The organism is Marinactinospora rubrisoli, assembly GCF_042664915.1.
Taxonomy (GTDB): domain Bacteria; phylum Actinomycetota; class Actinomycetes; order Streptosporangiales; family Streptosporangiaceae; genus Marinitenerispora; species Marinitenerispora rubrisoli.
Genome location: NZ_JBHTBH010000008.1, coordinates 107773 through 128432 on the forward strand (window position 1 = coordinate 107773; position 20660 = coordinate 128432).

At 72.1% G+C, this 20660-nt stretch carries 19 protein-coding genes; 16 read left to right on the forward strand and 3 right to left on the reverse strand.

Features of this window, described 5'->3' with window-relative positions; all coding sequences use genetic code 11:
* Positions 1-124 precede the first annotated feature (124 nt).
* Positions 125-1879, forward strand: coding sequence for a proline--tRNA ligase (locus ACFQRF_RS17485; protein ID WP_379872179.1), 1755 nt, complete (start codon positions 125-127; stop codon positions 1877-1879).
* Between the two features lie 26 nt (positions 1880-1905).
* Here the strand turns inward: ACFQRF_RS17485 and ACFQRF_RS17490 are convergent, their stop codons facing one another.
* Together ACFQRF_RS17490 and ACFQRF_RS17495 are read right to left on the reverse strand one after the other, a co-directional pair.
* Positions 1906-2376, reverse strand: a complete 471-nt coding sequence (locus ACFQRF_RS17490; RefSeq protein ID WP_379872180.1) for a ferritin-like domain-containing protein — start codon at positions 2374-2376, stop codon at positions 1906-1908.
* A gap of 16 nt (positions 2377-2392) precedes the next feature.
* Complete coding sequence (locus ACFQRF_RS17495) at positions 2393-2896, reverse strand: hypothetical protein (protein WP_379872181.1); 504 nt, start codon at positions 2894-2896, stop codon at positions 2393-2395.
* Positions 2897-3276: 380 nt separating this feature from the next.
* On the opposite strand from ACFQRF_RS17495, the gene rimP reads away from it, so the two are divergent.
* The 12 genes from rimP (at position 3277) to ACFQRF_RS17555 (ending at position 16479) form a co-directional block, all read left to right on the forward strand.
* The gene (gene rimP, locus ACFQRF_RS17500) at positions 3277-3759 is read left to right on the forward strand and encodes a ribosome maturation factor RimP (RefSeq protein WP_379872182.1); all 483 of its coding nucleotides are present in this window, start codon (positions 3277-3279) and stop codon (positions 3757-3759) included.
* 24 nt (positions 3760-3783) lie between these two features.
* The gene (nusA, locus tag ACFQRF_RS17505; RefSeq protein ID WP_379872183.1) at positions 3784-4824 is read left to right on the forward strand and encodes a transcription termination factor NusA; all 1041 of its coding nucleotides are present in this window, start codon (positions 3784-3786) and stop codon (positions 4822-4824) included.
* A 34-nt stretch (positions 4825-4858) separates the two neighbouring features.
* Entirely contained in the window at positions 4859-5122 is a 264-nt protein-coding gene (locus tag ACFQRF_RS17510) for a YlxR family protein (protein ID WP_379872384.1), read from the forward strand.
* A gap of 221 nt (positions 5123-5343) precedes the next feature.
* On the forward strand, positions 5344-8304 hold the full coding sequence (gene infB / locus ACFQRF_RS17515) for a translation initiation factor IF-2 (RefSeq protein ID WP_379872184.1): 2961 nt from the start codon (positions 5344-5346) through the stop codon (positions 8302-8304).
* A 175-nt stretch (positions 8305-8479) separates the two neighbouring features.
* A complete protein-coding gene (locus tag ACFQRF_RS17520; RefSeq protein WP_379872385.1) occupies positions 8480-8776 on the forward strand; it encodes a DUF503 domain-containing protein in 297 nt (98 codons plus the stop codon).
* Between the two features lie 5 nt (positions 8777-8781).
* Positions 8782-9234: a 30S ribosome-binding factor RbfA gene (gene rbfA / locus ACFQRF_RS17525; protein ID WP_379872185.1), complete on the forward strand. Its 453-nt coding sequence runs from the start codon at positions 8782-8784 to the stop codon at positions 9232-9234.
* Positions 9235-9283: 49 nt separating this feature from the next.
* The gene (gene truB / locus ACFQRF_RS17530; RefSeq protein ID WP_379872186.1) at positions 9284-10171 is read left to right on the forward strand and encodes a tRNA pseudouridine(55) synthase TruB; all 888 of its coding nucleotides are present in this window, start codon (positions 9284-9286) and stop codon (positions 10169-10171) included.
* A 74-nt stretch (positions 10172-10245) separates the two neighbouring features.
* Complete coding sequence (locus ACFQRF_RS17535) at positions 10246-10788, forward strand: GNAT family N-acetyltransferase (protein WP_379872187.1); 543 nt, start codon at positions 10246-10248, stop codon at positions 10786-10788.
* A gap of 84 nt (positions 10789-10872) precedes the next feature.
* Positions 10873-11895 (forward strand): bifunctional riboflavin kinase/FAD synthetase, encoded by a 1023-nt coding sequence (locus ACFQRF_RS17540; RefSeq protein ID WP_379872188.1) that lies wholly within the window; start codon positions 10873-10875, stop codon positions 11893-11895.
* Positions 11896-12103: 208 nt separating this feature from the next.
* The gene (gene rpsO, locus ACFQRF_RS17545; RefSeq protein WP_379872189.1) at positions 12104-12373 is read left to right on the forward strand and encodes a 30S ribosomal protein S15; all 270 of its coding nucleotides are present in this window, start codon (positions 12104-12106) and stop codon (positions 12371-12373) included.
* 366 nt (positions 12374-12739) lie between these two features.
* Entirely contained in the window at positions 12740-15034 is a 2295-nt protein-coding gene (locus tag ACFQRF_RS17550; RefSeq protein ID WP_379872190.1) for a polyribonucleotide nucleotidyltransferase, read from the forward strand.
* 107 nt (positions 15035-15141) lie between these two features.
* On the forward strand, positions 15142-16479 hold the full coding sequence (locus tag ACFQRF_RS17555) for a M16 family metallopeptidase (protein ID WP_379872191.1): 1338 nt from the start codon (positions 15142-15144) through the stop codon (positions 16477-16479).
* Positions 16480-16908: 429 nt separating this feature from the next.
* Here ACFQRF_RS17555 and ACFQRF_RS17560 read toward each other — a convergent pair whose 3' ends face one another.
* A complete protein-coding gene (locus tag ACFQRF_RS17560) occupies positions 16909-17775 on the reverse strand; it encodes an aldo/keto reductase family oxidoreductase (RefSeq protein WP_379872192.1) in 867 nt (288 codons plus the stop codon).
* A 209-nt stretch (positions 17776-17984) separates the two neighbouring features.
* On the opposite strand from ACFQRF_RS17560, the gene ACFQRF_RS17565 reads away from it, so the two are divergent.
* The 3 genes from ACFQRF_RS17565 (at position 17985) to dapB (ending at position 20546) form a co-directional block, all read left to right on the forward strand.
* The gene (locus tag ACFQRF_RS17565; RefSeq protein WP_379872193.1) at positions 17985-18848 is read left to right on the forward strand and encodes a LysR family transcriptional regulator; all 864 of its coding nucleotides are present in this window, start codon (positions 17985-17987) and stop codon (positions 18846-18848) included.
* A gap of 192 nt (positions 18849-19040) precedes the next feature.
* Positions 19041-19742: an inorganic diphosphatase gene (locus ACFQRF_RS17570; protein ID WP_379872194.1), complete on the forward strand. Its 702-nt coding sequence runs from the start codon at positions 19041-19043 to the stop codon at positions 19740-19742.
* Positions 19743-19802: 60 nt separating this feature from the next.
* Entirely contained in the window at positions 19803-20546 is a 744-nt protein-coding gene (dapB, locus tag ACFQRF_RS17575; protein ID WP_379872195.1) for a 4-hydroxy-tetrahydrodipicolinate reductase, read from the forward strand.
* Positions 20547-20660: the final 114 nt, after the last annotated feature.

Here is a 20660-nt window from a genome sequence, read left to right on the forward strand (position 1 = left end):
CGTCCCGTGCCCAGCCGGGTCCGGCCCGTTCCGGGCTGCGAGCGTCCCGCCGGGCCGCTAGCCTGGAACTCCTCTCGCAACCACCGAGTTCTCTGTTCTCTCGCATTGTCTTCAAGGAGTGGCCGTGCTGCTGCGGATGTCGACCCTGTTCCTGCGCACCCTGCGCGAGGACCCGGCGGACGCTGAGGTGCCGAGCCACAAGCTGCTGGTCCGCGGCGGGTACGTGCGCCGGGCCGCGCCCGGCGTCTACACGTGGCTGCCGCTCGGCAAGATCGTGCTGGAGAACGTCGCTGCCGTCGTGCGCGAGGAGATGAACCGGATCGGCGGCCAGGAGGTGCTGCTGCCGGCGCTGCTGCCCCGCGAGTACTACGAGGCCAGCAACCGGTGGACCGAGTACGGCGACACCCTCTTCCGCCTGGCCGACCGCAAGGGAGCCGACTACCTGCTGGCCCCCACGCACGAGGAGCTGTTCGCGCTCCTGGTCAAAGGCGAGTACTCCTCCTACAAGGACTTCCCGGTCATCCTCTACCAGATCCAGGAGAAGTTCCGCGACGAGGCCCGGCCGCGCGCCGGCATCCTGCGCGGCCGGGAGTTCCACATGAAGGACTCCTACTCCTTCGACATCGACGACGAGGGGCTGGCCCGCTCCTACGAGCTGCACCGGAACGCCTACATCCGGATCTTCGACCGGCTCGGCCTCGACTACGTGATCGTCTCGGCCATGTCCGGCGCCATGGGCGGCTCGGCCTCCGAGGAGTTCCTGGCCGAGACGCCCACCGGCGAGGACACCTTCGTACGCAGCACCGCGTCGGACTACGCGGCCAACGTCGAGGCGGTGCGCGTGCCCGCCCCGCCCGCCCGGCCCGTGGCGGGGCTGCCCGAGGCCGAGGTCCACCACACCCCCGGCACCCCCACCATCGAGTCGCTGGTGGACTTCCTCAACGCCGCCGGCCTGGGCCGCACCTTCACCGCCGCCGACACGCTGAAGAACGTGCTCGTCAAGACGCGGGCGCCCGGGGAGAAGGACTGGGAGATCCTCGGCATCGGGGTCCCCGGCGACCGCGAGGTCGACATGCGGCGCTTGGAGGCCGCGCTGGTGCCGGCCGAGGTGGAGCTGCTGGACGAGCAGGACTTCGCCGCCCACCCCTTCCTGGTCAAGGGCTACATCGGTCCCGGCGCGCTGCTCGGCAACAAGCTGCGCTACCTCGTGGACCCCCGCGTGGTCGAGGGCACCAGCTGGGTCACCGGTGCCGACAAGCCCGACCACCACGTGGTCGGCCTCGTCTGTGGTCGCGACTTCACCCCCGACTGCACCATCGAGGCCGCCGAGGTGCGCGAGGGCGACCCCTCTCCCGACGGCGAGGGCACCCTCTACGCCGCGCGCGGCATCGAGATCGGCCACATCTTCCAGCTCGGCCGCAAGTACGCCGACGTCTTCGAGGTCGATGCGCTCGGCCCCGACGGCAAGCCGCGCCGCATCACCATGGGCTCCTACGGCATCGGCGTCTCACGGGTGGTCGCCGCGATCGTCGAGCAGTCCCACGACGAGCGCGGCATCATCTGGCCGCGCGAGGTCGCGCCCGCCGACGTGCACGTGGTCGGCACCGGCAAGGGAGAGCAGATCGAGGTGGCGCTGCGGCTCGCCGGCGAGCTGGAGCAGCGGGGCCTGCGCGTCCTCGTCGACGACCGCAAGGGCGTCTCGCCCGGCGTGAAGTTCACCGACGCCGAACTGCTCGGCGTGCCGACGGCGCTCATCGTCGGCAAGGGGCTGACCAGCGGAGTGGTGGAGCTACGCGACCGTGCCGCCGGCACCCGCGAGGAGATCGCGCTCGACGACGCCGTGGAGCGGGTCGTCGCCAGGGTCGGGCAGGGCGGCTGAGGCGTGCCGGGCTACCCCGGCGGCGGTCACGGCTCGCCGCCGGGGTAGCCCGGGAACGCCGGGAGACCCGCACCCCACGCCAGGGAGCGCAGCGTCGCCGACTGCAGCGAGCGGCCGGCCAGGTCGCGCAGGTCCGGGGAGCCCGCTCCCGCGAGTTCCAGGTAGGCCTGCGCGGTCTGCTCCTCCAGCCGGACCGCGAAGCCGCTCAGCGTCTCGGCGTCGGTCTCCGTGGGGAGCCGGTACGCCGCCGCGGCCGCCGGTGGCTCGGCGCCGCGTTCCAGCAGTTCCGCGCGTAGCGTGTCGCGCTGGGCGCGGTGCGCGTCCAGGTGCGCGTAACAGAGTTCTCGTGCCGCGTCGGTGCTGTTCGCCCCCACGAAGCCGTACCCGTACACCGCCGCGTGCTCGGCGAGCAGCGCGTTCTGCAGCGCGACCACGTCGCTGAACTCGCCGGGGTCGGACGACTGGGGGGACACCACCGGATCGGGGCTGGCGCTCATCGTGGCTCCGGGCTCCTCAGACCTGGGCGAGCAGTTGGGCGTGGCCGGCCTCGCAGGCGCCGACGCTGGCGAGTAGCTGCGCGAGGCTGGCCTCGGTGACGTCCGCGAGCTGCCGTCCGCGGGCGCCGGCGGCCGTCGTCTCCGCGACCCGCAGCGCGGCGACCGACAGCGCCGTCTCCGGAACCGGGTCCGGCGTGGGCCCGGCCGTCGCCGCGTCGTCCTCCGGCGCGGAGTCCGCGGGCAGCCGCTCGCGGAGGGCGTCGAGATGGCGCTCGTGGTTGGCGAGCAGGGTGCGCAGCAAGCGCAGGAGGTCAGGCGGCTCCCCGCCGGCGGCGATGGTCGCCCGGTAGCGGGCGATCACGCGTTCCTTCTGCGCGATGGCGCCGCGCAGCACGTACTCGTCCGGGGTGATGTCGCTCGGATACCACTGCGCCCCGCGGCAACCGGTCAGTCCGGCCGCGGCCAGTCCCATGATGGCGCCGACGACCACCGTGCGGCGGCTGACCGCGTTCTGGCGCAACGAGCCTCCTCCGTGCGGAGCGGGAGAACCAGGAGAACCGAGATCCGGGAGACCGGAGAACACGGCCGCGCATCGCACCGGGCGCACGGGTGGGGCGGCGGCCATGGCCGGCGAGCCGGCCACGATCCATCTTTCCATGCCGGAGGGGGCGTTCGCGCGCCCCGACCCGCGGAACGTGTGGCGGTCCGGGGTCCGCCCCCGCGCGGGGTGGATCCGCGACCGGCGCGGGTATCGGCAGACTGTGGATACTCTTGGTTCAAACCGCCGTCGGAGACGACGCGCGGTCGACAACATGCACCGTGCACCGCTGGACCACCCCTGCGGAGCGGGAAGGCCGCCGAGCGGCCGCGGAGCGGGAAGACTGCTGAGGAGGAGCACCGATGGGCGCGCAGGCTCGCCACGACCGTCTCGCGCAGCTGCTGGAGCCGGTCCTGGCCGAAGCCGGGCTTGACCTGGAGGCCGTCGACATCACTCCGGCCGGCCGGCGCCGTGTGCTGCGCGTCGTGGTGGACTCCGACGAGGGCGTGGACCTCGACTCCGTCGGGACGGTGAGCCAGCAGATCTCCAGCGCCCTGGACGCCTCCGACGTCATGGGCGGGTCCCCCTACGTGCTGGAGGTGACCTCGCCCGGAGTGGACCGGCCGCTCACCCAGCCCCGGCACTGGCGGCGGGCCCGAGGGCGCCTGGTCCAGGCCACGCTCGCCGACGGCACCGAGGTACGGGGGCGGATCAGCCACGCCGACGACGAGGGCGTCACCGTGGACATCGACGGCGAGAGCCGGGTGTACGGCTATTCTGACCTGGGGCGCGGCAAGGTCCAGGTGGAATTCCGCCGCGACGCCGACGCCGGCGCGGCGGACTAGAGGGGGAGCCCCGTGGATATCGACATGAGTGTCCTGCGCAGCTTGGAGCGCGAGAAGGACATCTCGGTGGACCTCGTCGTCAAGGCGATCGAGGACGCGCTGCTGATCGCCTACCACCGCCAGGAGGGGACCGAGGCGACCGCGAGGGTGGAGCTCGACCGGGCCAGCGGGCACGTCACCGTCTGGGCGGCCGAGACCGACGAGGAGGGCGAGGTCCTGCGCGAGTACGACGCCACCCCCTCGGGCTTCGGCCGCATCGCCACCTCCACCGCCAAGCAGGTCATCCTGCAGCGGTTGCGCGACGCCGAGGACGAGCTGACGCTGGGCGAGTTCGCCGGCCGCGAGTCCGAGGTGGTCTCGGGCATCATCCAGCAGGGCAAGGACCCGCGGAACGTGCTCGTGGACCTCGGCAAGATCGAGGCCGTGCTGCCGCCGCAGGAGCAGGTGCCCGGCGAGAGCTACAACCATGGCGACCGGCTGCGCGCCTACGTCGTGCAGGTCCGCAAGGGCCACCGCGGCCCGTCCGTGACGCTCTCGCGCACCCACCCCAACCTGGTGCGCAAGCTGTTCCAGCTGGAGGTGCCCGAGATCGCGGACGGCACCGTGGAGATCGCGGCCATCGCCCGCGAGGCCGGCCACCGCACCAAGATGGCGGTGAAGTCGAACAAGGCCGGTGTGAACGCCAAGGGCGCCTGCATCGGGCCGCTGGGCAGCCGGGTCCGCAACGTGATGGCCGAATTGCACGGGGAGAAGATCGACATCGTCGACTACTCCGATGATCCGGCCGTGTTCGTCGGAAACGCCCTGTCGCCGGCGCGGGTGACGCACGTCGAGGTGCTCGACGCCGCCGCCCGGGTCGCCCGCGTGACCGTGCCCGACTACCAGCAGTCGCTGGCGATCGGCAAGGAGGGGCAGAACGCCCGGCTGGCGGCCCGGCTCACCGGCTGGCGCATCGACATCCGGTCCGACGCCGAGCTCGCCGAACAGGCGGGCGGTTCGGGGGCGTCCGCGCCGGCGCAGGGGCCGCGGCGTCCGGCGTCCTCCGATGACACCTCGGCGCGATAGACTGGTGGGCACCGATCGTGCCGTCCCCGTACGCATGTGCGTGGGCTGCCGATCGCGCGCAGCCCAGTCGGATCTGTTGCGGCTGGTGGTGGTCGGTGCGGTGATCACGCCGGACACCGCCCAGCGGACTCCTGGCCGAGGGGCGTACCTCCACCGTGACCTGCGGTGTTGGGAGTTGGCCGAACGACGCAGGGTGTGGGGAAGGGCGTTCCGGACTCGGGACGGACTCGACACCACGCGCGTTGCGGCCTGTTTCGAGGGTGCCCCACGCGTTGGAGTCGAGCCGGGTTCCAGATAAGGTTGGAATGATCACGCCGGTCTGTCGGTTGAAATTACCGACCGGGTCGGCGGGTCTTGCTGTGCCGCCAGGTCAGACGAAATTGGCCCATTGTTGTGTAGCGACGAGTCGGAAGCGGGTCGAGATTGCGATGAGCGCTCGATGAGTACGCAGCGATGAGTAATTCAAGCTAGCGACGGTCCGGCACAAGCCCATGTCCCGGACCGAAGTAGAGGAGAGCAGTGGCGAAGGTCCGGGTTTACGAGCTCGCGAAGGAGTTCGGGGTAGAGAGCAAGGCCGTGCTGGCCAAGCTCAACGAAATGGGTGAGTTCGTACGTTCGGCGTCCTCGACGATAGAGGCACCGGTCGTACGTCGGCTCAAGGAAGCTTTCAACAACGGTTCCAGCGACAAGAAGGGCGGCGACCGCAAGCCCCGCCCCGCGGAGCCGAAGCCGCGTCCGCGCGGTGACGCCAGGCCGTCGGCGCCTGCCCAGGGCCAGGGCGGCGCACCGACGCCGCGTCCCAGTGTGCCCAAGCCGGGCCCCAAGCCCGGCGCGCCGCGTCCCGGCACCCCCGCCGGCGGCGGCGCCCCCAAGCCGGGCCCCAAGCCCGGCCCGCGTCCCGGCAGCACGCCCAAGCCGGGTCAGCCCGCCCGTCCGGAGCGCGGCGGCCAGGACGACCGCGGCGGACGCCCCGAGCGGGGCGGCCGTCCCGAGCGCACCGGGCGTCCCGAGGCCGGAAAGGGCCCGCGTCCGGGTCCGCGTCCCACCGGCCCGCGTCCGGGGAACAACCCGTTCGCGTCCACGGCCACCGGCATGGGCGCCAAGCCCGCGCCGCGTCCGGGCCCCCGGCCCGGCGGTCAGGGGGGTCAGGGCGCACCGCGTCCCGGCGGTGGCGCCGGTGAACGCGGCGGCCCGCGTCCGGGTCCGGGCGCCGGTGGTCCGCCGCGTCCGCAGGCTCCACGCCCGCAGGCCCCGCGTCCGGGTGGTCCCGGCGCCGGTGGTCCGCGGCCCAGCCCGGCCGGCATGGGCCCGCGTCCCGGCGGCCCGCGGCCGAGCCCGATGAACATGCCGTCCTCGCGCCCGACCCCCGCCGGTGGCGGTGGCCGCGGCGGTGCCGGTGGCGGGCGCGCTGGCGGCCGACCCGGTGGTGCCGGTCGTGGCGGTCCCGTCGGCGCCGGCCCGCGTGGTGCGGGCGGCGGCGCCGGTGGCGGCGGTCCGCGTCCGGGCGGCTTCGGTGGCCGTCCCGGTGGCGGCGGTCGCGGCCGCGGCGGCGGCACGGCGGGTGCCTTCGGGCGTCCCGGTGGCCGTCCCGGCCGTGCGCGCAAGTCCAAGAAGCAGCGGCGCCAGGAGTTCAACGACATGCAGGCGCCGTCGTTCGGCGGCGTCAAGATCCCGAGCGGCAACGGCCAGGTCATCCGGCTGCCGCGAGGTGCCTCGCTGTCCGACTTCGGCGACCGCATCGACGTCAACCCGGCGTCCCTGGTCCAGGTGATGATGCACCTGGGCGAGATGGTCACCGCGACCCAGTCCCTGCCGGACGAGACCCTGATGCTGCTGGGCGAGGAGCTCAAGTACCGCATCGAGGTCGTCAGCCCGGAGGACGAGGACCGCGAGCTGCTGGAGTCGTTCTCCATCGAGTTCGGTGAGGACGACGGCGGCGAGGAGGACCTCCTCCCGCGGCCGCCGGTGGTCACCGTCATGGGTCACGTCGACCACGGTAAGACCCGCCTGCTGGACGCCATCCGCAACACCAACGTGGTGAGCGGTGAGGCCGGTGGCATCACGCAGCACATCGGTGCCTACCAGGTGGCGACCGAGGTCGACGGCGAAGAGCGCAAGATCACCTTCATCGACACCCCGGGTCACGAGGCGTTCACCGCCATGCGTGCCCGTGGTGCGCAGGCCACGGACATCGCGGTGCTCGTGGTCGCGGCCGATGACGGTGTGAAGCCGCAGACCGCCGAGGCCATCGACCACGCCAAGGCGGCCGACGTGCCGATCGTGGTCGCGGTCAACAAGATCGACGTCGAGGGGGCCGACCCGCAGAAGGTCCGCGCCCAGCTCACCGAGTACGGCCTGGTGGCCGAGGAGTACGGCGGCGACATCCAGTTCGTCGACATCTCCGCCAAGCAGGGCACCAACATCGACGGTCTGCTCGAAGCCGTGGTGCTGACCTCCGACGCCGCCCTGGACCTGCGGGCCAACCCCGACCAGGACGCGCAGGGGCTCGCCATCGAGGCGTTCCTCGACCGCGGCCGCGGTTCCACGGCCACCGTGCTCGTGCAGCGCGGAACGCTGCGGGTGGGCGACTCCATCGTCTGCGGCGACGCCTACGGGCGCGTCCGGGCGATGCTGGACGAGAACGGCAAGAACGTGCAGGTCGCGGAGCCGTCCCGTCCGGTGCAGGTCCTCGGTCTCACCAACGTGCCCAGCGCGGGCGACAACTTCCTGGTCGTCAAGGACGACCGGGTGGCCCGCCAGATCGCCCAGCAGCGCGAGGCGCGCGAGCGCTTCGCCCAGCAGGCGCGGTCCAGCCGCCGGGTCACGATGGAGAACTGGCAGAAGACCCTGGAGGAGGGGGAGCGCAACGAGCTGCTCCTGCTCATCAAGGGCGACATGTCCGGTTCGGTGGAGGCGCTGGAGGAGTCGCTGCTCAAGATCGACGCCGGCGGCGACGAGGTGAGCATCCGCGTCATCGGCCGCGGCGTCGGCGCGATCACGCAGAACGACATCAACCTGGCCGCGTCCGCCGACGCCATCATCATCGGCTTCAACGTTCGTCCCGAGGGGAAGAACAGCGAGCTGGCCGACCGCATGGGCGTGGACATCCGCTACTACTCCGTCATCTACCAGGCGATCGACGAGGTCGAGGCGGCCGTCAAGGGTCTCCTCAAGCCGATCTACGAAGAGGTGCAGCTCGGCACGGCGGAGATCCGCGAGGTCTTCCGGGTGCCGCGGGTCGGCAACATCGCCGGTTCGATCGTCCGCGACGGCATCATCCGGCGGAACGCCAAGGCCCGCCTCATCCGCGACGGGGTGGTCATCTCCGACAACCTCACCGTGGAGTCGCTGCGCCGGTTCAAGGACGACGCCACCGAGGTCCGCGAGGGCTTCGAGTGCGGTATCGGAATCGGTTACAACGACATCCGGGTCGAGGACGTCATCGAGACGTACGAGATGCAGGAGAAGCCGCGCGACTGACGCGGCGGTAGACCGCGGCGTTTCCCCCGGGCCTCGGCAGGAGCCGTCCCGTTCACCCGGCACAGGGTCGAACGGGGCGGTCCGCCGGGGCCCGGGGGCTGCCCGGTCGGCACGCCGTCCGGCGCCGCCGCCGGGCAGCTCCACATTCCCCGACTCCCAAGAGGTGGATGAGCGTTTGTTCGTCGGTGCCCTCACGCTGGACGTGCTCCTGGGTGACATCCGATCCCTGAAAGAGAAGCGCTCGGTCGTGCGCCCCATCGTCGCCGAGCTGCACCGCAAGTTCGCCGTGTCGGTGGCCGAGACCGGCGACCATGATTTGTACCGCCGGGCCGAGATCGGGGTCGCCGTGGTGTCCTCCACGGCCGCGCACTGCACGGAGATCATGGACTCCTGTGAGCGGCTGGTCGCCGGACGGCCCGAGATCGAGCTGCTGTCGGCACGGCACCGGCTCTTCAGTGAAGAGGAAGACTAGAGACCATGGTTGACGCCGCCCGCGCGCGCAAACTCGCCGACCGGATCCAGAAGGTCGTGGCCGAGATGCTGGAGCGCCGCATCAAGGATCCCCGGCTCGGGTTCGTGACCGTGACCGACGCGCGGCTCACCAACGACCTGCGTGACGCGACCGTCTACTACACGGTGTTCGGGTCCGCAGAGGAGAAGGCCGGCACCGGGGCCGCGCTGGAGAGCGCCAAGGGCGTGATCCGGTCGGAGGTCGGCCGGCAGACCGGACTACGGCACACCCCCAGCCTCACGTTCGTCATGGACGAGGTGCAGGAGAACGCCCAGCACATCGAGGAGCTGCTCGCCAAGGCGCGCCGGGCCGACGCCGAGGTCGCGCGGGCGGCCGCCACCGCCAAGCCGGCCGGGGACCCCGACCCGTACAAGGCGCCGCGGGAATTCCAGGACGAGGACGAGCGCGGCGACGACTAGGGCCCGCGCGGCTTCGAGGGCACTTCGGGGAAACGGAGAGAACCGGTCCATGACCAACAGCGGTGTCGTCATCGTCGACAAGCCCGCCGACTGGACGTCGCACGACGTGGTCGCGCGGGTGCGCCGGCTCGCCGGGACCCGGCGGGTCGGCCACGCCGGCACCCTCGACCCGATGGCCACCGGGGTGCTCGTGCTCGGCATCGAGAAGGGCACCAAGCTGCTCGGCCACCTGGCGCTGACCGAGAAGGAGTACCGGGCCACCATCCGGCTGGGCCGGCGCACCAACACCGATGACGCCGAGGGAGAGCCGGGCGAGCGCATCGCGGCCGACCATGTGACCGACGCCGACGTCCACGCCGGCATCTCCGCGCTCACGGGCGTCATCAGCCAGGTTCCGCCGCAGGTCAGTGCCATCAAGGTGAACGGCCGGCGGGCGTACCGGATGGCGCGGGCGGGCGAGGAGGTCGAACTGCGGGCCCGGGAGGTGACCGTCTCCCGGTTCACCGTCGAGGAGATCCGCCGCACCGCGGACGACGCGGGCGGCCTCGTCGACGTCGACGCCGTCGTCACCTGCTCCAGCGGCACCTACATCCGGGCGCTGGCCCGCGACCTGGGCGCCGCGCTGGGGGTCGGCGGCCACCTGACCGCGCTGCGGCGCACCTGGGTCGGCCCGTACGGCCTGTCCGGCGCGCGCACGCTCGACCAGCTCGCCGGGGAGTTCACGATGCTGCCGCTCGCCGAGGCGGTGGCCGCGGCCTTCCCACGCCGCGAGCTGTCCGGCGAGGAGGCCCGCCGGGTCGCGCACGGCAACCGGATCCCGGCGGCCGGTCTAGGGCCGGGGCCGATCGGGCTGTTCGCGCCCGACGGGACCGTGGTCGCCCTGGCGGAGGAGCGGCCGGGGTACAGCAAGCCGATCGTGGTGTTCGCCGCGGCCTGACCGGGCGGACCGGATCGCCGGACCGGACCGCGGCTCCGGCCGCCGGAGCGAGCTGAACAGGAGCGTGCACCACCATGCGGCGACCACAGGGGATCGGCTATCGGCGGGCCGGTCCGGCCGACCAGGCGGGGATCGCCGACCTCGACGACTCCTTCACCACGGACACCGTCCTGGACGTCGCCACCGGACCGGACGGCTTCGCCCTGCGGGAGATCACCCTCGGGCGGCCGATGACCAAGACGTTCCCGCCGGACGAGGACGAGTGGTCCCCGGGTGTGCTCGTCGACGTCGCCGTCCACGGGCCGACGGTGTGCGGGTTCGTCGCCTTTCAAGTGTCTGCGTGGAACCGCCGCCTGGTGATCCACGAGATCGCCGTGGCGCCGCTCCACCGGGGCCGGGGCATCGGCGCGGCGCTGATGGACCGGGCCTGCGAGCACGGCCGCATGCACGGGGCACGGACGGCGTGGCTGGAGACCAGCAACGTCAACGTGCCCGCCGTCCGCGCCTACCAGCGGATGGGGTTCACACTGTGCGGACTGGACACCAGCCTGTACCGGGGGACGGCCGCCGAGGGCGAGATCGCGCTTTTCATGAGCAGGTCACTCGACGCCGGGTGACCCCGGCGCCGGGACGGCGTGGCACGCTGGTGCCGGGCGGCCGGGGGCCGTCGGGGAGACGCGACGAATCGGAAGGGGTGGGACGTGCGCGGCTGGCACGGGCAGGAGGCGGCGGACGGGGAGCCGTCCAGGGGGCCGGCCGTCGTGGCCGTCGGGGTCTTCGACGGGGTGCACCGCGGACATCAGGCCGTCCTGCGGCGTGCCGGGGAGCACGCCCGGCGGCTGGGGCTGCCGGTGGCCGCCGTCACCTTCGACCCGCACCCGCTCGCGGTGCTGCGCCCCGAGGAGACGCCGGACCTGCTGACCTCGGTCGCGCGCCGGGGGGAGCTGCTGCGCGCGCATGGCGCCGCCGAGGTGGACGTGCTGGCCTTCACGCCGGAACTCGCCCGCACCTCCGCCGAGGACTTCGCGTCCGCGGTGCTCGCCGACCGATGGCGCGCCGCGGCGGTGGTCGTGGGCGCGGACTTCCGGTTCGGGCACCGTGCCGCCGGGGACGTCGGCCTGCTGCGGACGCTCGGAGACAAGTACCATTTCGCCGTCGATGCGGTGCCGCTGGTCGGCGACCCCGAACCGGTGACGTCCACCCGGATCCGGGCGGCGCTCGCCCGCGGAGACGTGGCGGCTGCCGCCGCGGACCTGGGCCGGGATCACCGGCTGGAGGGCGTCATCGTGCACGGCGCGGCACGAGGCCGCGAACTGCTCGGCTTCCCCACCGCGAACCTGTCCCACACGCCCGGCCGTGCGGTGCCGGCGGACGGCGTGTACGCCGGCTGGCTGTCGCTGCTGCCGGAAGAGGAACCCGGAGCCGAGCCGCAGGCCCGGTTCGACCGTTCCCAGCCACGGATGCGATGGCCGGCCGCCGTCTCGGTCGGCAGCAACCCTCAGTTCGACGGGACCGTGCGTACCGTCGAGGCGTACGCGCTGGACCGTGACGACCTGGAGTTGTACGGCCGGGCCATGGCGGTGGAGTTCACCGCGCGGATCCGGGGCCAGCAGCGGTTCGACAGCGTGGACGCGCTCATCGCGGCCATGCGCCGCGACGTCGATCGGGCCCGGGAGATCCTCACCGGCGGCCGCCCGGACGGACCGGGCGGTCAGCAGGGGTAGTAGCATGTTCCGTGGCCGGCAAGCGACCGGCCCTGCGGCCGTGCCCGGTCGGCGTCGAAGCCTCGCGGCTTCCGCGGAACGGCACGGCATCGCACGAATCCATCCGGCGACTGTGGGTGCGCATGGTTGCCGGCCCCACCGGTCCGGCACGGGCCGACCGCGTGGGGACATGCCATGTCCTGCGCGCCGAGTAGTGAGAAGGAGCGTCGTGTCGATCGACACCGCCACCAAGAACAAGATCATCGCCGAGTACGCCACCAAGGACGGCGACACCGGCTCTCCCGAGGTCCAGGTCGCGCTGCTGACCCACCGCATCACCGAGCTGACCGAGCACCTCAAGACCCACAAGCACGACCACCACAGCCGCCGTGGTCTGCTGCTGATGGTCGGCCGTCGCCGTCGGCTGCTGCAGTACATCCAGAAGAAGGACATCACCCGCTACCGGGAGCTGATCCAGCGCCTCGGGCTGCGGCGCTAGCACGAGCTTCGGAAGGGAGTGGCCACGGCCGCTCCCTTTCTTAGTAGTGTGGTGCTACGAGTACCGGTGTGCGTGGCCAGCGCGGACGGCCCGCGGACACCGGTCGGACAACTGAACAGACCAGCATTCCCGCGCTCCTACCCTCGGTTGCCGCGTCGGGGCCGGTCCTCGGTAGTGGTCTTCGGCTCGCCCTTTTGGGCGCGCCGAGGGCTTCGATCGATGGCCGGCCGTCAAGGACCATCGAGCACCGCGTCGGCGAGTCGCGCCGCGCCGTCCGGTCGAGACGACACTCGACGACGTACTGATTTTTTCGGGGCACGGACGCGGGATCGGAACACATGATCCAATCCGTGTAGGAGGTCGCCCATGGAGGGCGCGTATTCCGCCGAGGCCGTTATCGACAACGGCCGCTTCGGCACCCGTACCATCCGCTTCGAGACCGGTCGGCTGGCCCGGCAGGCCGCAGGTTCGGCCGCCGCGTACCTGGACGACGAGACCATGGTGCTCTCGGCCACCACCGCCTCGAAGCGTCCCAAGGACACCCTCGACTTCTTCCCGCTGACGGTGGACGTCGAGGAGCGGATGTACGCCGCGGGCCGGATCCCCGGCTCGTTCTTCCGCCGTGAGGGCCGTCCGTCCGAGGACGCCATCCTCACCTGCCGGCTGATCGACCGCCCGCTGCGGCCGTCGTTCGCGCACGGGCTGCGGAACGAGATCCAGATCGTCGAGACGGTCATGGCGCTGCACCCCGACCACCTCTACGACGTGGTCGCGATCAACGCTGCGTCGATGTCCACCCAGCTCGCCGGCCTGCCGTTCTCCGGCCCGATCGGCGGCGTGCGCGTCGCCCTGATCGACGGCCAGTGGGTGGCGTTCCCGACCCACTCCGAGCTCGCCGAGGCCACCTTCGACATGGTGGTGGCCGGCCGGGTGCTCGCCGACGGCGACGTCGCGATCATGATGGTCGAGGCCGAGTCGACCCCGAACACGCTCAAGCTGGTGGCCGACGGCGCCGTCGGGCCCAACGAGCAGACCGTGGCCGAGGGCCTGGAGGCGGCGAAGCCGTTCATCAAGGTGCTGGTCAAGGCGCAGCAGGCGCTCGCCGACCAGGCCGCCAAGGAGACCGCCGAGTTCCCGATCTTCCTCGACTACGAGCAGGACGTGTACCAGGCGGTCGAGGACGCGGTCCGCGAGGAGCTGGCCACGGCCCTGACCATCGCCGACAAGCAGGACCGCGAGTCCGAGCTCGACCGGGTCAAGGCGCTCGCCGGCGAGAAGCTCGCCGAGGACTTCGAGGGCCGCGAGAAGGAGATCTCCGCGGCGTTCCGGTCGCTCACCAAGCAACTCGTCCGTGAGCGGATCATCCGCGACAAGGTGCGCATCGACGGCCGTGGCGTCAAGGACATCCGGCAGCTGACCGCTGAGGTCGGCGTGCTGCCCCGGGTGCACGGCTCGGCGCTGTTCGAGCGGGGTGAGACCCAGATCCTGGGCGTGACCACCCTGAACATGCTGCGCATGGAGCAGATGGTCGACACGCTCAACCCGGAGCGCACCAAGCGCTACATGCACAACTACAACTTCCCGCCGTACTCCACCGGTGAGACCGGCCGCGTGGGCTCGCCCAAGCGCCGCGAGATCGGGCACGGCGCGCTGGCGGAGCGGGCGCTCATCCCGGTGCTGCCGAGCCGCGAGGAGTTCCCGTACGCCATCCGGCAGGTGTCGGAGGCCATCGGGTCCAACGGCTCGACGTCCATGGGGTCGGTGTGCGCCTCCACCATGTCGCTGATGTCGGCCGGTGTGCCGCTCAAGGAGATGGTGGCCGGCATCGCCATGGGGCTGATCAGTGAGGGCGGCGAGTACGTCGCGCTCACCGACATCCTCGGCGCGGAGGACGCGTTCGGCGACATGGACTTCAAGGTCGCCGGTACCCGCGAGCTCATCACCGCGCTCCAGCTCGACACCAAGCTCGACGGCATCCCGGCCTCGGTGCTGGGCGCCGCGCTGCAGCAGGCCCGGGGCGCGCGACTCGCCATCCTGGACGTCATGGCCGAGGCCATCGAGCGTCCGGCCGAGATGAGCCCGCACGCGCCGCGCATCCTCACGGTCAAGGTTCCCGTCGACAAGATCGGCGAGGTCATCGGCCCCAAGGGCAAGATGATCAACTCGATCCAGGACGAGACCGGCGCCGAGATCACCATCGAGGACGACGGCACGATCTACATCGGCGCCACCGACGGCCCGTCCGCCGAGGCGGCCCGCGACACGATCAACAGCATCGCCAACCCGACGATGCCGGAGGTCGGCGACCGGTACCTGGGCACCGTCGTCAAGACCACCGCGTTCGGCGCGTTCGTGTCCCTGCTGCCGGGCAAGGACGGTCTGCTGCACATCTCGCAGATCCGCAAGCTGCACGGCGGCAAGCGCATCGAGAACATCGACGACGTGATCAGCATCGGCGAGAAGATCCAGGTCGAGATCCGTGAGATCGACGACCGGGGCAAGCTGTCGCTGGTCCCCGTCGAGGTGATCGAGGCCGAGGCGGCCGGCGGCGACGAGGCCGAGGGCGCGGAGCGGGCCGGCGAGAAGCCGGCCGAGCCTGCGGGCGAGGGCGCCGAGCGCCGTCGCCGCCGCACCCGCGGTGGCCGCGGCGAGAACACCTGATCCGCGTCTGCGGACAAGGGCAATATGGGGGCGGCCGTACCGTGAGGGTGCGGCCGCCCCGCCAGGTTCGGGCACGCCGTCCGGTGACGGCGTCGAGGGAAGGACGTATGAGCGCAGCAGTCCCCATCGCGGCCGAGCAGGAACCCGACACCACCGTCACGCTGCAGACGCCGCAGGACGGCGCCGGCCTCGTGCGCCGCACCGTGCTGCCCGGCGGCCTCCGGGTCGTCACCGAGACCATGCCGGCGGTGCGCTCGGCGGCCTTCGGTATCTCCGCCACCACCGGCTCGCGGGACGAGGACGCGGCACACGCGGGGTCTGCGCACTTCCTGGAGCACCTGCTCTTCAAGGGCACCACGCGCCGCGACGCGCTGGAGATCTCCGCGCTGCTGGACGGCGTGGGCGCGGACCACAACGCCTACACCACCAAGGAGCAGACCACCTACTACGCGAAGGTCCTCGACCGGGACCTGCCGCTGGCGATCGACGTGGTCAGCGACATGGTCGCGAATTCGGTCCTCGACCCGAACGAGGTCGAGACGGAGCGTGGCGTGATCCTGGAGGAGATCGCCATGTACGAGGACGAGCCGAGCGACCTCGTGGACGACGTCTTCGCCGCGCACGTCTTCGGCGGTTCCCCGCTGGGCCGGCCGGTGCTCGGCAGCAACGAGACCATCAAGGCGCTGCCGCGCGACCGCATCTTCGAGCAGTACCGTGACTGCTACCTGCCGAGCCGGCTGGTGGTGGCCGCGGCCGGCAACCTGGACCACGACGACGTGGTGCGCCGGGTGCGGGCGGCCTTCGAGCCACAGCTGGCGGCGGCCGGGGACGCCCGCCCCGTCCGCCCGCGGATCGGCGGGCCGGCGGTGCCGCTCAACGCCGGGAGCGCGCTGCTGGCGCGCGAGACCGAGCAGGCGCACCTGATCCTGGGCACGGAGGGACTGACCCGCACCGACGACCGCTGGTACGCGCTGAAGGTGCTGGCGTCGGCGCTGGGCGGCGGCATGTCGTCCCGGCTGTTCCAGGAGGTGCGGGAGAAGCGCGGGCTCGCCTACTCCGTGCACGCCTACCCGGCGTCCTACTCCGACACCGGCATCTTCCAGGTGTACGTGGGCTGCCTGCCGGAGAAGATCGACGAAGTGCTGTCGGTCTGCCGCGGCGAGCTGGCCAAAGCCGCCGCGGAAGGCATCACCGACGAGGAACTGGCGCGGGCCAAGGGCCAGATCCGCGGCTCGTGGGTGCTGGGAACCGAGGGCACCAACTCGCGGATGAGCCGACTCACCCAGCACGAGCTGTCCTACCCGCGGCACTATTCGCTGGACGAGGACCTGGCGCTGTTCGACGCGGTCACGATGGACGACGTCCGCGCCGTCGCGGCCGACGTGCTCGGCCGGCCGCAGGCCCTGGCGGTGATCGGCCCCTACGAGGAGGGGCGGGAGTTCTAGCGGCCCTGGGCGAGCGGCGGACGGGCGGCACCGGCGCGGACCGGGCCGCCCGTCGGCGTTGGGGGGCGATGCGGGCCGAGCGGGTCTGGGCACTGGACGCCGATGAGGCCGGCGAAGCCGGTTCCATCGCTGGTCGCGGCGGTGCCGGGTGACACCGGACGGGGCGGACCGACGTTGTGGCCGATGCCGTGCGAGACGGTCGCCGTGCCGGAGACCGTCTCGCGCCGGAGGCGGTCGATGCCGACCGCGATCACGGCCCGGAGAGTGCGGCCTGCCTCTCCTGCGGAACTTCCGCCCTTGCGCGGCGGCGCCGCCGTTGGCGTCCCGCGCGGCGCGCGCGATGGGCACCCGCCTTTCGGCCGCCGATGACGCGGCGGGCGTTGTACCGCCACGGCCTCGTGGGCGTGCCGGTGGCCGGGCCGCGTCCCGCTAGCGACCGATCTTGTCCAGCTCGGCGAGTTCCTCGTCGGGGATCGAGAGTCCCGCGCCGGCGACGTTCTCGCGCAGGTGCGCCACCGACGAGGTGCCGGGGATGAGCAGAATGTTCGGCGACCGCCGCAGCAGCCAGGCCAGCGCGACCGACATCGGCGTCGCGCCCAGCCGGGCGGCCACGGCGGAAAGCGCCGTGGACTGCAGCGGGGTGAAGCCGCCGAGCGGGAAGAAGGGCACGTAGGCGATGCCCTTGCCGGCGAGTTCGTCGATCAGCTCGTCGTCCTCCCGGTGGGCGAGGTTGTACAGGTTCTGCACGCACACGATCGGTGCGATCGCCTGCGCCTCGGCGACCTGTTCCGCCGTCACGTTGCTCACTCCGAGGTGCCGGATGAGGCCCTGCCGCTGGAGCTCCACGAGGGCCTCGAAGGGTTCGGCGAGTGAGCCGGGCTGGGGGCCGAGGGCGCTGCCGATCCGGAGATTGACCACATCGAGCGAATCGAGCCCGAGGTCGTCAAGGTTCTCGTGGACGGCGCGGCGCAGGTCCTCGGGCCGCCGGGCAGGGGGCCAGCCGCCCTGCTGATCGCGGACCGCGCCGACCTTGGTGACGATGTGCTGCGAGTAGGGGTGCAGTGCTTCCCGGATCAGCTGGTTGGTGACGCGTGGTCCGTACGCGCCGGCGGTGTCGATATGGGTGATCCCGAGATCGGCGGCCTCGCGCAGGACGGCGAGTGCGCCGTCGCGGTCGGCGGGCGGGCCCATGACCCCGGGTCCGGCGAGCTGCATGGCGCCGTAGCCGAAGCGGGTGACGGTCAGATCGCCCAGGGCCCAAGTGCCGCCGGGCAGTGACGGGGAGTGTGCGTTCATGCCTGTCTTTCCTGCTGAGCCGGATACCGCAGAGGGCGAGTCGTCACTGGGGCCGCCGTTCGTCGACGGCACCCCGTGCTCGCGCGGTTCACTCGCGCGATCTCGTTTCGCTCGTGCCATCGATGTTCGCTCGCGGACGAGCGGCGCGGCCAATACCGATGCGGTGAGCTGTCATACCCGGTAGGTATCACCGAGTACGCTCTGTGGCCATGGACGCCTTGGAGACCCGCGAGTTGCGGTACTTCGTGGCCGTCGCCGAGGAACGGCACTTCGGCCGCGCCGCCGAGCGTCTCGGCATCGCCCAGCCGCCGCTGTCCCGGGCGATCCAGCAGCTTGAGCGGCGCCTCGGCGTCCGCCTGCTGGAGCGTGACCGCCGCGGTGTCTCCCTGACCGGTGCCGGGGAAATGCTGCTGCACGAGGGGCGCGCGGCCCTCGACGCGGTCACCGCCGCCGCTCGCCGTACCCGTCGCGCCGGTGGCGTCGACGGTTCGGGTCGTCCTCGCGACCGCCTGGTGCTGGCGGTGAAGTCCGGGGCGTCTCACGAACTGCTGCACAAGCTTCTCGACGCCTACGCGGCCGAGCCCGCCGCCGCCGAGATCGAGGTGCTGCTGAGCGGCACGTGCGAGCAGGAAGGGATGCTGCGCGACGGCCGTGCTGATGTGGCGCTCATGCACGCGCCGTTCAACTCCCTCGCCGGGTTCGACAGCGAGGAGTTGACGACGGAAGGGCAGGTGGCCATTCTGCCCGCCGGACATCCCCTCGCCGCACGCGCGTCGCTGTCCCTGGCCGAGGTCAGCGACATCCCCGATCTCCCGCTCGCCCGCTGGCCCCGCCACGGCGGCTACCCGCCCGGCCCGGGTCCTGAGATCCACGACCAGGGGCAGCTGACTCAGCTCATCGCCCTCGGACGCACCGTGGCCCTCTACCCCGAGTCCGCCCGCGCCTGGCTGTGGGCCGAGCACGCCGTCGTGCCCGTGACCGACGCGCCCCCCGTCGTCACCCACATCGCCTGGCCCACGCACAGCCGTTCTCTCGCCCTCGCCGCACTCGTCCGCACGGCCACGCGGCTGTGACCCGCCCTCGCCCGCTATCACCGCGGCGGCGCACCGCCTGACCGCCGTTGCCCCCCGGCACCTCTGTTCGAGGGCGGATCACGGGATCGTCCGGTGGTGTTGCCCGTGCGTTCACCGCGTGGCGGAATCATCGCCCACCGGCATGCCGACTGCCGGATTCATCCCGTTTCCTCCCCTAAGGACGTGTCTCCCGTGGCCCGACCCTCCGCCCGCACCATCGCCGCCATCGCCGCCGTACCGGTGGCCGCGGCGCTGTTCTGGGGCGTGTCCACCGCGATCGCCGCCTCCCCCGGGTCGGCGCCCGCCGAGCCGGCCGACGGCTGCTTCGCGGCCGAGCCGGGCGGCTACACCCACCCCTTCGGGTACCCCCAGCCCGAGCCGGGCGACGCCGCCGAGGAGGGGGTGGCCGCTGTCATCGAGATCGGGCAGGGCAGCTTCACCAAGTACGAGATCGACGCCGAGAACGGCCAGCTCGTCGCCGACCGCTTCCAGTCCATGCCGGTCGCCTACCCCGCCAACTACGGTTCGCTGCCGCGGACCACCGCCGGCGACGGAGACCCGCTGGACGTGCTCGTCTTCACCCGAGAGCCGCTGGTTCCCGGCTCCGTGGTCCAGGTGCGACCCATCGGCACCCTGCGGATGGTGGACGGCGGCGAGGAGGACGACAAGGTCATCGCCGTCCCGACCGACGACGTCGACCCCACCTACGCCGACATCGCCGACATCTCCGACCTCCCGGAGATCGAGCGGGAACGCGTCGAGTCGTTCTTCCGCGTGTACAAGGACCTCCCGGACGGGCGCAAGGAGGTCGAGCTGGACGGCTACGCCAACGCCGAAGAGACGCGCGAGACGGTCGAGGCGGCGCTGACCGCCTACGGCGAGAGCTGCGGCTGACCCTCCGCCGGTGGCCCCGCCGGGCGGCGGGACCACCGGCGTGTTCGGTACGGTGATCCCGTGATCAAGGTTGGAGTATTCGGCGCTCACGGGCGCATGGGGTCGGAAGTGGTCCGGGCCGTGGAGGGCGCGGACGACACGGAGCTGGTGGCCGGCGTCGACGTCGCCGCCGAGCGGGACAAGGTGCTCGGCGCGGACGTGGTGGTGGACTTCACCCACCCCGACGCGGTGATGGACAACCTGCGGTGGCTGATCGGCAACGGCATCCACGCCGTCGTGGGCACCAGCGGGTTCGACGAGGCGAAGCTGACCGAGCTGCGCGGGCTGCTCGCCGAGCACCCGGGCGTGAACGTGCTGGTCGCACCCAACTTCGGGATCGCCGCCGTCCTGATGATGCACTTCGCCCAGCAGGCGGCGCCCTACTTCGAATCGGTCGAGGTCATCGAGCTGCACCACCCGAACAAGGCCGACGCCCCCAGCGGAACCGCCTACCGGACCGCCGAACTCGTCTCCCAGGCCCGCGCCGCCGCCGGATCGGCGCCGATGCCGGACGCCACCACCTCGGAGATCGAGGGAGCGCGCGGCGCCGACGTCGAGGGTGTGCGGGTGCACGCGCTGCGGATCACCGGAATGATCGCGCACCAGGAGATCGTGTTCGGCACGCACGGCGAGACGCTCACGATCCGGCACGACTCCATGAACCGGGAATCCTTCATGCCGGGCGTGCTGCTGGGCGTGCGCCGGGTGGCGGAGCTGCCGGACCGGCTGACCGTGGGGCTGGAGCCGTTGCTCGGACTGGGGTGAGCCACCGCCGCCCGGTGGCCGCGGATCGGTGGCCCGCAGGAGTGACGGCCTTCGGCGTGCCGCCCGGAGCGGCACGCCGTTTCTTCGCCGGGAGTGGTCCCCCGCCCTCGGATT